Source organism: Alteromonas sp. BZK5 (assembly GCF_014349115.1).
In the GTDB taxonomy this organism is placed as follows: domain Bacteria; phylum Pseudomonadota; class Gammaproteobacteria; order Enterobacterales; family Alteromonadaceae; genus Alteromonas; species Alteromonas macleodii.
In genome coordinates this window covers 1-14,865 of the sequence record NZ_JACSOE010000048.1, presented here as the reverse complement: position 1 = coordinate 14,865, position 14,865 = coordinate 1, and the positions used below count along the sequence as shown (strand labels likewise).

Below are 14,865 nucleotides of genomic sequence, written 5' to 3'. Positions count from 1 at the left end.
TTGTCTATTTTTAAATTCATCTAGGCTAGAGCAATGACTTCTATTTCCCGATTTAGCTTTTTACTCTGTTGTCTGTTGTGGTTAGGCGCGTGTCAGCCCTTCACGTCTTCTTCTAATCCACCGCATTCTTCATCGCCTTTTCTAAGTGAAGTGGTTCCTTTCAATCAAGACTGGAAATTTAAGAAGGCGGATGAGGCGCTTACGCCTGAGCAAATAACCCAAGCATGGGAAAATATTGCTCTTCCACATACTCCCCGGTTAGAGCCTGAAGTGGTAAATGACCAATGGCAAGGTATTGCGTGGTATCAAAAATCGTTTTCAGTGCCGGCAGAGTGGCTTGAGCAAGCGGTATTTATTCGTTTTGAGGGAGCAATGAATGCTACAGAGGTTTGGCTTAATAATGAGAAAGTGGGTACTCACTTAGGTGGATATTTACCATTCACTTTCGATTTAAGCCCTTACCTGGTGTCAGGAAGGAATACCCTCCGCGTGCGCTTAGATAACCGTGACAATGACGTTACAGGCCCGAAGCCACTTACATTGCTTGATTTTAATACCTACGGTGGCTTATATCGCGATGTTAATCTTCTGGTAAAAAATCCCTTGATGATTACTGATGAGATGCACGCTAACGAAGTGGCCGGTGGCGGTGTTTTTGTCACCTTCCCTTTAGTCGAGAAAGTGAAATCTGAAGTAAACATTCAAACACATGTAGCTAACACCAGCGGTGAAGAAAAAACTTTTACTCTAACCCAAACTTTGTCATTTGATGGAAGTGACGTTCACAAGGTAAGCCAACAATACACTCTGCCGGCAGGTGAAAAGCGTCATTTTAATCAGTTAATTACAGTAACTGAACCTGCCTTATGGTCTCCTCAGCACCCCAATTTATACACACTGGACACTGTATTGTCGCACGACGATACAACTATAGAACATCAATCGCGAAACATCGGTATTCGCTCGTTTGTCTTCAATGATAAAAATGAGCTACTGATAAACGGTGAAAAAACCTTTCTTCGCGGTGTCAACCGCCACCAGGAATATCCGTTTGTCGGCTACGCAACCTCTGCTCAGGCTGATTACCGCGATGCCGTAAAAATCAAATCGGCGGGTTTCGACTACGTTCGACTGTCCCACTACCCTCACTCAACAGCATTTATGAAGGCGGCGGATGAATTGGGCTTAGTGTTACTGGATGCAATATTGGGTTGGCAATATTACAACCCCACAAAAGAGTTCGAAGCTCATACCTTAAAAGCGTGTGCTGATTTGCTACGCCGAGACCGTAATCACGCTAGCGTCATTGCATGGGAGTGCTCATTAAACGAATCAGACATGCCGGACGAATTTATCGCAGCACTATCTGATACAGTACATGCCGAATACCCTGGCGCCTATTCCGCAGGATGGGAACTCGGCTACGATATTTTTGTACAAGCCCGCCAACACCGACTGCAGCATTACGAAACACCCACAGTCCCTTACATTGTATCTGAGTACGGGGACTGGGAATATTACGCGCAAAACGCGGGTTTAAATCAGGATAGCTGGCAAGATTTGCAGGAAGATGAACGCACTAGCCGTCAATTACTAAATAGTGGTGAAAAGCGCCTGCTGCAACAGGCAAAGAACCTTCAAGAAGCCCACAATGACAACTTTACCGTACCCGCCTTTGCAGACGGTTACTGGGTAATGTTTGATTATAACCGCGGCTATGCCGATGACATTGAAGCGTCGGGTATCGCCAGTATTTATCGCCAGCCTAAATTCAGCTATTACTTTTTCCAAAGTCAAAGGAATGCAGACGAACAGGCCCCGCAATTTGAAAGCGGTCCCATGGTGTATATCGCAAGTAATTGGGATGAAACGTCAAGCACTAATGTACGCGTTTACTCAAATGCCGAGCGCGTCGCGCTTTACCTCAACGATCGCTTAATTGGGACGCAAAGCCCCGACACTGATGCTTTGAGTACGCACTTAGCGCATCCTCCCTTTACCTTCTCAATAGATAACTTCCAGCCTGGAACATTGCGTGCTGAAGCGCTTATTAGTGAGAATATTGTCGCCCGTCATAGCGTCACTACGCCTGAACAAGCCAGTGCGTTAACGCTACGACTCGACACCTCAGGTATTGCTCCTACTCCCTCCGTGAAAGACAAAGTATTTGTATACGCACAAGTGGTAGATGCTAAGGGCAATCCTGTTCGCACAAATAACATCGAGCTGAATGCTGAAGTTGAAGGCGATATTAGATTATTAAATCAGAGCCCCATTACCACATCATGGGGAGAAGGGGCATTATTAATTGAAATTGGTGAAACACTTAAAAACGCCGAAATCACGGTTACTGCCAAAGGTCTGAAACCTGCAACATTGTCACTTGAAAAGTAAGGAAAGACCCATGCATATATTAGTCACTGGTGGTGCTGGCTATATCGGCTCACATACCTGTATCGCGTTAATTGAAGCAGGCCATTCTGTTGTGGTAATTGACGACTTCTCTAACAGCCACATCGAAGCACTTAAGCGGGTAGAAGGTATTTGTAATACAGAGATCCCTCATTATGAAGGTGACGTTGGGGATGAAGAACTGCTCAGACGTGTTTTCTCCGAGCACACCTTTGATGGCGTCATTCACTTCGCCGGCTCAAAAGCGGTGGGGGAATCTGTTGAAAAACCTATGCTTTATTACCGAAACAACGTTACTGCCAGCCAGACTTTAATAGAAACTATGCATGAGGCTGGCGTACATACGTTAGTGTTTAGCTCTTCAGCGACAGTTTACGGTGACCCACAAACTGTACCTATTGTGGAAGACTTTCCCGTGGGCGCAACTAATCCCTACGGCAGAAGTAAACTCATGGTAGAGCAAATCATACAAGATTTTGCGACTTCCACCGCTCAATTTAACGGTATTATTTTGCGCTACTTTAACCCAGTGGGCGCTCACCCTTGCGGACGGATTGGAGAGGACCCTAGTGGTATCCCAAATAATTTAATGCCTTTTATTGCACAAGTGGCCGTGGGCAAGCGCTCCCATCTGGCTGTATTTGGCGATGACTACCCCACCATTGATGGTACTGGAGTGCGCGACTATATACACGTATGTGACCTAGCGGAAGGGCATGTTCGCGCTTTGGAGCAATTGCACGGAAAACCGGGTAGTCATTGCTTTAATCTAGGTACAGGTAGCGGTGTTTCAGTGCTAGAGATGGTAGAAGCCTACGAGAAAGCTAGTGACCGACCTATCCCTTATCAAATTGCCCCCCGTCGCCCCGGCGATGTGGCACAGTGTTACGCCAACTCAGGTCACGCCAAAGCGGTGTTGGGATGGCAAGCCACCCGCACTTTAGAAGACATGGTGAAAGACAGTTGGCGATGGCAGTCGTCTAACCCTAACGGCTATCTCGAAGCCTAACTGGTAGGAAAGTTAAGATGTTCTCAAAAATATTCGTAACCTCAATCGTTTTGGCTACTATGAGCTTAACTACAGCAGGCTCAAGTAGCGCAGTAAGTTTGACCAATACCACGTTACCCCCTACCCCCGTGACAGTAGAAAACGGTCGGTTGTTATGGGACAACGGCGACCAAGTCTACTTGTTTGGTGCCAACTACAGTGCACCGTTTGCCTATGGTTATCGCGCTATCGCTCGACGTGGAATCGATCACAAAGTCGCTATCGATATAGACGTGGACCATATGGCTCGGCTTAAGCTAAATGCCTATCGCATTCACGTATGGGACAAAGCCATCAGCGATAAAGAAGGCAATCTCATCGACAATGAATATCTTGAGTTATTCGATTATCTGATGATGCGCCTTCAAGAGCATGGCATTCGCGCTATCATCACTCCCATTGCATGGTGGGGAACGGGCTATCCCGAACCAGATCCCGCTGAGCCTGGATTTGCAGTGGGCTACAGCAAAAACGATATGAATGATAAGCCTGCGCTTATTGCCGCCCAGCAGCGCTATCTGACTCAGTTTATGGCGCACAAAAACCGTTACACTGGGCAACTCCTTGGTAGCGACCCTGAAATTATCGCCTTTGAGCTTTTTAATGAGCCCAAACATCGCTTAGCCCCACAAAAGAGTGCAGCGTATATCGAAACCTTAATTAAAACCGTTAAAGACGCAGGTGTTACCAAGCCTTTGTTCTATAACATTAGTGAACAAGGTGACCAGAGAGACTTTGCCAAAGCGGTATGTAACACGTCAATAGATGGTATCGCGTATCAGTGGTATCCCACTGGTTTATTAAAATACAGTGCGTTGAATACCAATGTACTGCCTGCGGTTTCAACGTATACCAACCCATTTAGCGATATCAGTGGGTGCAGTAATAAAGCGCGTATGATTTACGAATTTGACGCAGCGGATATTACAAATAGCGTAACGTACCCCGCGATGGCACGAAGCTTTCGCGACGCGGGGTTTCAATGGGCCACTCAGTTCGCTTACGACCCTGCAGTAATTGCAGACACTAACTCAGACTACAATACGCACTACTTAAACTTATTGTATACGCCAGCGAAAGCAATAAGTCTGATGATTGCCGGTGAAGAGTTTCGTACTTTACCCCAAGACTATCACGCACCTGCGTACCCACAAAGTAACCAGTTTCATCATACGACGCTGGATTACCTCACTGATTTATCGGTGTTTGATGATACTAAACAGTTTTACTATACAAACAGCACCACTCGCAGCCCTAAAGATATCGATAGCCTCACTCACATTGCTGGGGTTGGCTCATCTGAGTTAGTTAATTACTCAGGCTCTGGCGCCTACTTTTTAGATAAACAGGGCGACAAACAATGGCGATTAGAGGTATTTCCCGATGTGATCAGTTTGCAAGATCCTCATCAGAACTCCAGTCTGAACCGTGAAGTGAGCCGCCTATCAGTCAAAGCTAATAGTATGACCCTTTCTCTACCTGGTCTAGGCCAGCGCTTTGTCGTCACTGGCATCAATGAAGGCAACGACTATCAAACTCAGGCTTCAGGGGGTAATTTCGCTGTCGCGCCTGGGGTATATTGGGTATCTGCGTCAGAGGCTAAGCCTTCAGGTGACATCGACACGGCCTATTACTTACCCCCAATCAAACCAAGTGAAACCATCGTGACTCACCACCCCCAACGTCAGCGCAATCTTGGCGAGGCATTGACCTTCACTGCCGCGGTACAAAGTGTGACACCCAACCCCACTGTTACCTTAAATATACGTTATGAGGGTCATAGTGACTTTGTTACCTTACCAATGCAACAAGAAGATAAAGGGCTTTACCACGTCACACTAGAGAACGACGATATGTGGAAACTGTCTGGTAAATTGGAATACGCCTTTACCGTTACAGATGGTGATATCACAGTAACCTACCCTGATAACCAACCTGGCAAACCACAGGATTGGGATTTCCTAAATAGCGCTTACTTTCACACATTATTGCAACCTGCAGGCAGTCCTGTACTTCTCTTTGATCCAAGCGAAGCGAGAGAGACGTTTGTACCTCCGCAAAACACTGTAAGCTGGCCGGCCTCTTCGGCCATATTGGAAGGCGAAACAGTGACGCTCAAAGTCTTTGACGATAACCTACAGACTGGTGGTCCATTACTGCGTACGGATCTCCCTAAGAATGCCACTTTGATAGATCGTTCCTTAGAGGAATATGACGCTATTGCACTACGCGTTCGTTCATTAGGCAAAAGCGACAGGTTGCAATTTGGCGTTATTGCTAACGATGGGCTGGCTTACGGCACTGATTTTACTGTAAGTGACGAATGGAAAACCTTGATTCTCCCTGTTTCGGCCCTAAAACCCACTGCGACCTTATTAACTCGTGCGTATCCTATATTTATGCCAGTTACTATGGGGCCATTTGAAGAGCAATCCCCTTTGGATATTCACCAGATCACAGGGCTTCAATTTATATTACCACCACTCAAACGCGCACCTAAAAACAGTTGGCGTGGTATTGAAGTGGGTGAAATTGCACTGGTGAAGATGGAATAAGCTAAGTTACCGTACGTATCTCCTCCATTTCCAACCTCTTGCTAAAGTGATGAGTTTGGAAATGGAGTACGGGAACACCCATGATTCAGGCGCGATGACTGGAAAAGCGGATTGGGTTGGCGTCACGTAGGATAACTTTTTAACTCACCTGATTAGTGAGTCACGCTGAACTATAGATTTTTGTTTAGCTCCAAATGAGTCGCACTATCACATGATTCGTTGAGCATAACTTTACTCCACCTTTCATCAAAAAGCGGTTTAAGAAATAAAGGGTATCCATCTGCCACAAAATTAATGTCTCTTAAGGTTTGGCTTTTCATAGGCGTAGATGTAATGTGAGTCAGCGCGCTGTCTAGATCACTCGTTACCGCTTGTCCTAGCTCACTCTTAGAACACAGTAAGCGCTTTGTTCCTCTTAGCTGCTGTGACAGTTCACTGATTTGATAAACATTAAGCGCATCGAGTTCTTCTTCTGGTAATGCTGAAAGCTCGCGGTGCCCTACATAGCCAAAGTCTATTCTTCCACTTTCCAGTAGGGCAATGGTGTGCATGCCTAAGTCTTTGCCTAACCCATTTAAACGAACCACATTGTTTTTTGTAGCCCATTGCTCAACAGTATCGGCGTATACGTTATTCACATCGTTGTAGAGTACCGTTCTCAAATTTTGCTGAAGCAGTGCGCGTAAAGAAATGGACTCAAAATATTCCTGCGTTGGCTGAGGCTGCGCGGTATCTAATTCATTTTTCAATGAAGGCTGAAGCGCGTTTCTTGCAACAATGAGTAGCGGTAAGTTTATAGAGGTTGGCTGGGAGTAATATCCCCACTCAGCGCGTTCTTCTTGGTAAGCGGCGCCATAAAAACAATACACTTTTTGCGCGGATTGTTGATGCTGTACCAACGACCATGCACGTTTAACCGGATAAGCTTCAAATTGGTGTTCGTAGTTATGCAGGTGTGTAGAGAGGTACGCCATGGCGTCATAGATGGGCCCTGAAGTGATACTGACACCACTGCCTTCAATTCCAAGCTCGGGTGGTCGCAACCATACTACTGTAGGCTTTTTGGAGGCGCAGCTTTCCCCTTCACATTCGCCGTCTGTTTGCGCAAACAACACGCTGCTTTTAAGACACAACAAAACAAAAGCCACCAAGGTTACTACTACTGACACTGCAAAAACCCAACCTTTTACACGTAATTCTTAAAGCTCACTCATCGCGTTTATGGGAAAACAACAATGGGAATATGATGAAATTATTTTAAGGTAATCGGGGGAAGAATAGCGGGCACCAATCTCATAATTGGGCGAACTTAGCTCAAAAAAAGAGCCGCTATTAAAGCGGCTCTTAGAATATTTTCAACACGTGAACAGTTTTTTCTTAAAACGGAATGTCATCGTCGAAGTCAAAATCTGGCTCAGCCATTGGTGGGTTCTTTGGCTGACCTTGATTGCCACCCTGAGGCGCTTGATTGTAGCCGCCCTGCTGACCACCACCTTGCTGTGGCGCTTGGTTATAGCCGCCCTGCGCTGGAGCTTGATTGTAACCACCTTGGTTGTTTTGAGGACGTTGGTAACCACCGTTACCGCCGCCACCTTCACCACCGCGACCACCAAGCATTTGCATTTGGTCTACGATAATTTCAGTGGTGTATCTATCTTGGCCTTGTTGATCTTGCCACTTACGCGTCTGCAATTTACCTTCAACATAAATTTGCGAGCCCTTTTTCAGGTACTCTCCGGCAATTTCTGCTAAGCGACGGTACATTGTAAGGCGGTGCCACTCAGTGCGCTCTTGAACCTGACCCTGTTGGTCTTTCCAGCTTTCGCTAGTTGCTAGGCTTAAGTTCGCAACGGCGTTTCCGTTAGGCATGTATCTAACTTCAGGATCATTGCCAAGGTTTCCAACAAGAATAACCTTATTAACGCCTTTCGTTGCCATTGATGTCTCCTGTAACGTTTTTAGTGGCTTGCTGTATAACTCTTCTTAGTAAGACATCAGCAAGCGCGAAAGTTCATCGAATATTAGCCGGTTAGTATACCGTATTTTATGAGGGAAAATTGAAGTTTTTCACCACAGGTTTACGTTACTAACTGCAACACGTTCTAGAACTTAACAAAATTTATTGTCAGCGTCTTCTGAACTTTCGCGTTGTTTTTAGCTAAATTTAGCAAGAGCGTTGCGATTAAAAACGCCCTTCCTTGTCTGCTACCACCACGTTATGTAAAACGCCGCTGTAAGGATAACTACAGCGATAGATGCTACATTAAATCCGCTTGTGGTTCTGAACTGCACTTCGTTTAGGTCGACAGCGTTTTCACTGACACCTTTTTTCTCTAGCAGAGAAACAACCACAGCTAAAGCAACACAAAGCAGGAACACAAGTCCAACACGGTCAATAAACGGCAGTTCAGGCCAGAACTGTCTAAACACAATGCTTAAAACAAATGAGCCTAGTGCGGCCAACAGACCACCGTTTGCTGTGGTTTTCTTCCAGAACATACCTAAAACGAACAACGCGCAGATACCTGGTGTGAAGAAGCCCGTGAACTCCTGGATATACTGGAATGCTTGATCGAAATTACCCAACAGCGGCTTGGCCACCACCATAGCAATGATAAGCGCGACCAAGCTTACGATACGACCCACTTTCACATAATGCTGCTGCGACTCGTTTGGACGCTTATCTTTATAAAGGTCCATGGTAAAAATAGTAGAAACGCTATTTGTCATCGACGCTAGCGAGGACACAATCGCCGCCACCAAGGCTGCGAAGATGATACCTTTAAGACCAACAGGCATCAGCGTCATTAGGCTTGGGTATGCTTGGTCCGGTTTAGCTAAGTCTGGCACAATTAGCACTGCTGCAATCCCTGGCAATACCACAATTAAAGGCATTAGCAGTTTTAGGAAAGCCGCAAACGCAATACCTTTTTGCGCTTCTTGAACGCTCTTTGCCGCCAACGTGCGCTGAATGATGTACTGATTAAAGCCCCAATACGACAGGTTCATGATCCACATACCGCCAATCAATACAGAAATGCCCGGCAAGTCCATATAGTGCGGGTTGTCTTCTGACAAAATCATGTCGAATTTCTCAGGGAGCTTGTTAGTAAGGTCAACAAAACCTTGGATGGCACCATTGCCGTCACTGATTAGGTTTAACGCCGTATACGACAGAAACAAGCCACCAATAACCAACAGCACGACTTGAATAATGTCGGTGAGTGCTACCGCTTTCAGACCGCCGTAAAGTGAATAGGTTAACGAGAAAAGGCCTAAGAACATCATGCCGTAAACCATATCAACACCCGCGATGGTATTGATGGCCAATGCACCTAACCACAGCACAGCCGTTAGGTTTACAAAAACATAAACACCTAGCCAGAATATTGCCATTACCTTGCGCACGCGATGATCATATCGCTGCTCAAGAAATTGAGGCATGGTGTAAATTTTATGCTTAAGAAAGATAGGTAAGAAGAACTTACCGACAATAAGCAGCGTAATGGCGGCCATCCACTCATAAGACGCAATGGCAAGCCCTAACTGGTAACCTGACCCCGACATGCCGATGATTTGTTCGGCAGAGATATTGGCAGCGATGAGTGATGCGCCAATTGCCCACCATGGCAAGCTTGAGCCCGCTAGAAAGTAATCATTTGTGTCTTTTTGATGACCCTGCTTTTCGCGAGAAACCCACCACGCAATTCCGACAAGCGCGACGACGTATACCACGAACAACGTGATATCTATTGATGCTAATTTCATAGTTTTTCCCAAAGTTCTTATTTTGGGTGCGGCGATTGTCATGCAGGGTACACAGGTGAAAAATTGTTTTTATTATTCTATTGTTTTTTGCCACACCAGTATCACGTCTTTTAAAACGCGTTAAATCAAACAAGTGATTGTTGATAGCAACTCAAAGCCGCTAATAACCACACCCGTTCTAGCCCATATTAGTATCACATTTTGTTTACTTTTTTTAACTAGATTTAAATCTTTTTTTCATAAAGCTGACCTTTAAGGTTTGGTGGAAACTAGATTTGATTAGACAAGTAAAAAAGTTATACTCTTGACCAATTACCCGTAGTTTTAGAGCGTTCATGAACTTTACACAGCGAACGCGCCCTGTGTAGCCGTACACACATAAATGTCGGCACTGTACCCTGTTTCATCAGAGTACTTGTCGGCCACGACTTGCTTCACCGCTTCAACTTTGTCGGTAGGTACAAGGGCCACTACGCAGCCGCCGAATCCACCGCCAGTCATGCGAACACCACCCGATTTACCCAGCACTTCACCAATGATCTCAACCAAGTAATCGATTGGGCGAACGGTAATTTCAAAGTCATCACGCATGGAGATGTGAGATTGCGCCATGGCTTCACTAACCGTTTCGATGTCGCCAGCTTTTAAGGCTTGGCTTGCTGCCAGTGTTCTAGCATTTTCGGTAACAATATGCTTCGCGCGGCGATAAACCACCTCTGGCATATGTGCTTTAGCGCCTTCTAGCATTTCCATAGTTGCTTCGCGTAATGATGACACACCCAATAACGACGCGCCTTGTTCACACTGCTGACGACGCAAGTTGTATTCACTGTCAACCAAACCACGTTTAACATTCGAATTGATGATAACGATTTGATGCGAGTCTGGTAGTGGTGAATGCTCAATGGCTAGCGACTGGCAATCAAGCAGCATTGCCATGCCTTCATTACCCATAGCAGAGATTAACTGATCCATAATTCCGCATGAGCAGCCTACGAACGTATTCTCTGCTTTCTGGCCTAACAGTGCAGCCTGTACGCCATCGAGGGGCAACTCATACAGCGCGCTTAACGCTTTTAATATAGCCACTTCAAAAGATGCCGAAGAGCTTAACCCAGCGCCTTGTGGCACATTGCCCGTAACCAATAAGTTAGCGCCGCCAAAATCTGGAATGGCCTCTTTAAGTACTTTCACTACGCCGCGAACATAGTTTGCCCACCCTTGTTCTTCGTCATAGTTAATGTCTGACAACGAGAACTGGTTTTGTTGATTTTCGTAGTCCATCGCGGTAACCACGATGTCGTTATCTGCGCGCTTTGTTGCCGCAACCCACGTTCCAAAGTTGATTGCAGCCGGAAATACGAACCCTTCGTTATAATCGGTATGCTCACCAATAATGTTCACTCGACCCGGCGCATGTGCGATTAACGCTGGCGCCTCGCCGTAATGCGTTTCAAAATTAGAAGAAAGTACTTGATTATCCATTCGCATTCTCACGTTTCTTATAGTGCACTGTGGATAGTGCTTTTAATCTGTCTGCCGCTTGTTCAGGGGTCAAATCTCGCTGTGCCTCTGCCATCATTTCGTACCCAACCATAAACTTGCGTACACTTGCTGAGCGCAGAAGTGGTGGGAAGAAATGCGCATGTAGCGTCCATTCAGGGTGCGCTTCACTATCAAATGGGGCACTGTGCCATCCCATAGAGTATGGGAAAGACGTTTCAAATAAGTTGTCGTACTTCGCTGTAATTTCGCCAATGATCTTAGCAAGAGATAGCGACTGAGAATCTGAAAGCATGTGCATGGATTGCACGTCAAATCTCGGTAAAAGTAACGTTTCAAAAGGCCAAGCGGCCCAGTATGGTACAACTACAACCCAATCATCATTTTGACAAACGACTCGCTCTTGCTTTGCTACTTCTTGCTCGGCATAGTCCAACAGCATAGGCGTGGCGTTTTCACCGAAGTACTGCTTTAGCTGCACGACCTTCTTCGCCGGATCAGTTGGCACATGCTGCTGCGCCCATACTTGACCATGAGGGTGAGGATTTGAACACCCCATCATTGAGCCTTTGTTTTCAAAAACTTGTACCCAGCGATAGATTTCACCAAGTTCAGCGGTTTGTGCTTTCCACGTGTTGATTACGTCTACGCGTTCTTCATCGGAAAGCTCAGGTAACGTTTTGCTGTGATCAGGGGAAAAACAAATAACACGACTGCAGCCTTGCTCAGTTTCGAACTGAAACAGCCCCTTTTTCTCACTGGCTTGTTCTGTATCTTGCTTAAGGGCGGCAAAATCGTTTTGAAAAACAAACGTACCTTTGTAATCAGGGTTAACTTCACCATTCACGCGGGTGTTTGTTGGACATAAATAACACGTAGAGTCGTAAGATGGCTTTTGTTCGTTGTTTGGCTCTTCTGAGGCTCCCTGCCAAGGGCGCTTCGCTCTGTGAGGCGACACTAACACCCACTCACCCAACAAAGGGTTGTAACGGCGATGTGGATCGTTGGTAGGGTCGAAAGGGGTTCCCATAATCACTCTCTCTGAATTAGCCTGCTACGCTCTAATGCGCAACATCAAATAGGGTTAAACGTTTACCCTGATAATGATATAGCAAGCTTCTACGTTTATCAATTGCGTAACAAAGAAAATTAATTGTTAAATTGATAACAAATAATTTTCTTTTGTCACTACATAACGATTTCTATGCGCTGAACTTGTATCGCATACTTGCTTTGAAGGTTTCACCGGGTTTTACGAAACAGTTTGGAAACTCGGGCTTGTTGGGTGCATCCGGGAAATGCTGTGGTTCTAAGCACAAGGCACCAAGCTGATCGTCGGTTTTCAACCCGCCAGTATAAAACTGCAAACCCGGCAAGTTAGTAAATAACGACATAGCAATACCTGTATCAAGTGCTTTTACGGTTGCTTGTGGGGTATGCTCAGGCGTATCACGGAGTACATAGTTGTGGTCGTAGCCTCCCACCCTATCAAATAATGGATGGGAATTAGATTGCTCTGCCCTTTCTTTTATTGCTGTAGGTTTCGTGAAATCAAAGGGAGTATTGGCAACTTCGACCAGTTTTCCAGTTGGCAGCAAGGTGCTATCTGCGTCCGTTACTTTGTCAGCATCTATATGTAGCAATGTATTACCCACTTGCGGGTCGTTGCTCAACGTGAAGTAAGCATGCTGCGTGAAACTAAGCGGGGTTTCTTTGTCTGTGTTTGCGGTGATCACAAGAGATAACTCGTTGTTTTGATCAAGGGAATAGCATGCCTCTACATTAACAGTTCCGGGAAAGCCACCTTCCCCATCAGGACTAGTTAAGGTAAATGTTACAGCCACACTGTCTGTCGTCTCTTGGACGCTTGCCGCCCAAACCTTCTTATGAAATCCAGCTAGGCCGCCGTGTAGATTATGTTCACCGCCATTTTTATCTAAGGTGTAATCTGTTCCATTTAACGCAAACGAGCCATGTCCAATTCGGTTTGCGTAGCGTCCTACGATCGCACCGCGATAGCTCGGGTCATCTATATAGTCTTGTAGAGTCTCGAAAGTTTGGACACAACTTACCGATTCACCTTCTGCATTCGGGAAGTGAATTTCTTTAATAATTCCACCGTAGTTAAGCAAGGTAACTGACATGCCGTTGTCGTTAGTTAACGTAAAGGCGTTTATGACTTCGCCTTCAACTTCACCAAATGCAGATACATTTATTTTCATAACAAAATTTTTACCTTAAGACGTGCTTAGTAAACTGACGCGTTCCAACCTACCACACATTTTTTATACATTAATGAATAATGCAATCTTTCAGAATGCCTAGGAGGTTATACGTTTTCCATTCTTTTTTACAGCGGTTTGATTAACAATCATAGAAGGTAAAACCACTTAGGTAATCTAACGCTCTTCATCTCTCTAATGCATCTCAGCCCCGTGAAAGACACCTTAAGCTAAGCGTTAGAATTTTATCTTTTTTTGTAAATATAATGTACGCTATGGCAATCAGGTCAATCGACACTCCACGCAATAAAACGAAGTTTGAAAGAAAATGGCAACAATAAAAGATATCGCCCAAGCCGCTGGCGTTTCATTAGCGACCGTATCAAGAGTTATTAATAATGGTCCTAAAGTGGGCAATGATACTCGCAAGCGTGTCAAAAAAATCATGGAAGAAATGGGTTATCGTCCCAACGCTAATGCGCGGGCACTTGTAACCAAACGTAGCGCATCTTTAGGCGTTGTCATTGCTGAGCTCCACGACCCATTTTTCGCTATGTTAGCCCACGGTGTGGAGTCCATTACTCGCAAAAATAACGTTCAAATTTTATTAAGTGCCGGCTCTATTGAAAAAGAGACTGAACTTCGCGCTATTGAAACACTGCTAGAGCATCGAGTAGAAGCCATGGTAGTGCACAGCAAAGCACTTGATGACGAGACCCTGATCGGTTTTGCAAACCAAGTTCCAGGCTTTGTATTAATTAACCGCTATATACCAGAGATAGCAAATCGTTGTGTATGGCTTGATAACGTAACCGGTGGTCGCCTTATGGCGGAATATGCCATCAACCAAGGCCATGAACATGTCGCGGTGATAAGCAGTCAGTATCGCATAGACGATCCTAATCATCGCCTCGAAGGGATTAGAAACGCGGTTAACAATGCGAATTTAAGCTTGCCTGAAAGCATGATTGAATATGCTACGCCCGATCAGGAAGGTGGTGAACTGGCAATGCAAAACTTGCTTGCTACTGGTGCAAAATTCACTGCTGTTTTGGCTTATAACGATGCTATGGCATCTGGTGCTATGACCATGCTGCAGGATCATGGTATTTCAGTTCCAGAACAAGTATCTGTGATGGGGTACGATGATGTGCTGTTAGCAAAGTACTGTCGTCCTAAATTAACGACTCTGCGTTATCCAGTAGAAATGATGGCAGCAAAAGCGGCAGAGCTAGCGTTAAAGTATGCTTCGGGAAGCAAACCAGAAGATGGACTTACCTTTAAATATACTCCTACGGTAGTAAAACGAGATTCAATGGTTAGGGTTTAGCTGTTCGCTTTCCTTTCAGAAATTAAT

At 45.4% G+C, this 14,865-nt stretch carries 10 protein-coding genes; 4 read left to right on the top strand and 6 right to left on the bottom strand.

Annotated elements, in window-relative coordinates; translation table 11 throughout:
• Positions 1-33: 33 nt before the first annotated feature.
• Genes BIZ39_RS13905 through BIZ39_RS13895 form a run of 3 tightly spaced genes read left to right on the top strand, consistent with a single transcriptional unit; the run spans position 34 to position 6,015 of the window.
• Positions 34-2,394 carry a sugar-binding domain-containing protein gene (locus tag BIZ39_RS13905; protein WP_262385768.1) on the top strand — a complete coding sequence of 787 codons (2,361 nt, stop codon included), beginning with the start codon at positions 34-36 and terminating at the stop codon, positions 2,392-2,394.
• A gap of 10 nt (positions 2,395-2,404) precedes the next feature.
• The gene (gene galE / locus BIZ39_RS13900) at positions 2,405-3,421 is read left to right on the top strand and encodes a UDP-glucose 4-epimerase GalE (RefSeq protein ID WP_168462954.1); all 1,017 of its coding nucleotides are present in this window, start codon (positions 2,405-2,407) and stop codon (positions 3,419-3,421) included.
• Between the two features lie 17 nt (positions 3,422-3,438).
• The gene (locus tag BIZ39_RS13895) at positions 3,439-6,015 is read left to right on the top strand and encodes a hypothetical protein (RefSeq protein ID WP_168462955.1); all 2,577 of its coding nucleotides are present in this window, start codon (positions 3,439-3,441) and stop codon (positions 6,013-6,015) included.
• 170 nt (positions 6,016-6,185) lie between these two features.
• Here the strand turns inward: BIZ39_RS13895 and BIZ39_RS13890 are convergent, their stop codons facing one another.
• From BIZ39_RS13890 to BIZ39_RS13865, 6 genes are all read right to left on the bottom strand, one after another.
• The gene (locus tag BIZ39_RS13890; protein WP_168462956.1) at positions 6,186-7,184 is read right to left on the bottom strand and encodes a hypothetical protein; all 999 of its coding nucleotides are present in this window, start codon (positions 7,182-7,184) and stop codon (positions 6,186-6,188) included.
• A 208-nt stretch (positions 7,185-7,392) separates the two neighbouring features.
• Positions 7,393-7,953 carry a single-stranded DNA-binding protein gene (locus tag BIZ39_RS13885; protein ID WP_168462716.1) on the bottom strand — a complete coding sequence of 187 codons (561 nt, stop codon included), beginning with the start codon at positions 7,951-7,953 and terminating at the stop codon, positions 7,393-7,395.
• Positions 7,954-8,220: 267 nt separating this feature from the next.
• A complete protein-coding gene (locus BIZ39_RS13880) occupies positions 8,221-9,783 on the bottom strand; it encodes a sodium/sugar symporter (RefSeq protein ID WP_187447260.1) in 1,563 nt (520 codons plus the stop codon).
• 342 nt (positions 9,784-10,125) lie between these two features.
• On the bottom strand, positions 10,126-11,268 hold the full coding sequence (gene galK / locus BIZ39_RS13875; RefSeq protein ID WP_187447259.1) for a galactokinase: 1,143 nt from the start codon (positions 11,266-11,268) through the stop codon (positions 10,126-10,128).
• Positions 11,261-12,316, bottom strand: a complete 1,056-nt coding sequence (locus tag BIZ39_RS13870; RefSeq protein WP_187447258.1) for a UDP-glucose--hexose-1-phosphate uridylyltransferase — start codon at positions 12,314-12,316, stop codon at positions 11,261-11,263. The genes galK and BIZ39_RS13870 overlap by 8 nt, the downstream gene beginning before the upstream one ends.
• Before the next feature lie 172 nt (positions 12,317-12,488).
• Positions 12,489-13,508: an aldose epimerase family protein gene (locus BIZ39_RS13865; RefSeq protein ID WP_187447257.1), complete on the bottom strand. Its 1,020-nt coding sequence runs from the start codon at positions 13,506-13,508 to the stop codon at positions 12,489-12,491.
• A 328-nt stretch (positions 13,509-13,836) separates the two neighbouring features.
• Here BIZ39_RS13865 and BIZ39_RS13860 point away from each other — a divergent pair, with 328 nt between their 5' ends.
• Positions 13,837-14,838, top strand: coding sequence for a LacI family DNA-binding transcriptional regulator (locus BIZ39_RS13860; RefSeq protein WP_014947876.1), 1,002 nt, complete (start codon positions 13,837-13,839; stop codon positions 14,836-14,838).
• Positions 14,839-14,865: the final 27 nt, after the last annotated feature.

Coding starts and splice junctions, on each gene's coding strand:
- BIZ39_RS13905 (WP_262385768.1), top strand. CDS start 34: ATGACTTCTATTTCCCGATTTAGCTTTTTACTCTGTTGTCTGTTGTGG.
- galE (WP_168462954.1), top strand. CDS start 2,405: ATGCATATATTAGTCACTGGTGGTGCTGGCTATATCGGCTCACATACC.
- BIZ39_RS13895 (WP_168462955.1), top strand. CDS start 3,439: ATGTTCTCAAAAATATTCGTAACCTCAATCGTTTTGGCTACTATGAGC.
- BIZ39_RS13885 (WP_168462716.1), bottom strand. CDS start 7,953: ATGGCAACGAAAGGCGTTAATAAGGTTATTCTTGTTGGAAACCTTGGC.
- BIZ39_RS13880 (WP_187447260.1), bottom strand. CDS start 9,783: ATGAAATTAGCATCAATAGATATCACGTTGTTCGTGGTATACGTCGTC.
- galK (WP_187447259.1), bottom strand. CDS start 11,268: ATGGATAATCAAGTACTTTCTTCTAATTTTGAAACGCATTACGGCGAG.
- BIZ39_RS13870 (WP_187447258.1), bottom strand. CDS start 12,316: ATGGGAACCCCTTTCGACCCTACCAACGATCCACATCGCCGTTACAAC.
- BIZ39_RS13865 (WP_187447257.1), bottom strand. CDS start 13,508: ATGAAAATAAATGTATCTGCATTTGGTGAAGTTGAAGGCGAAGTCATA.
- BIZ39_RS13860 (WP_014947876.1), top strand. CDS start 13,837: ATGGCAACAATAAAAGATATCGCCCAAGCCGCTGGCGTTTCATTAGCG.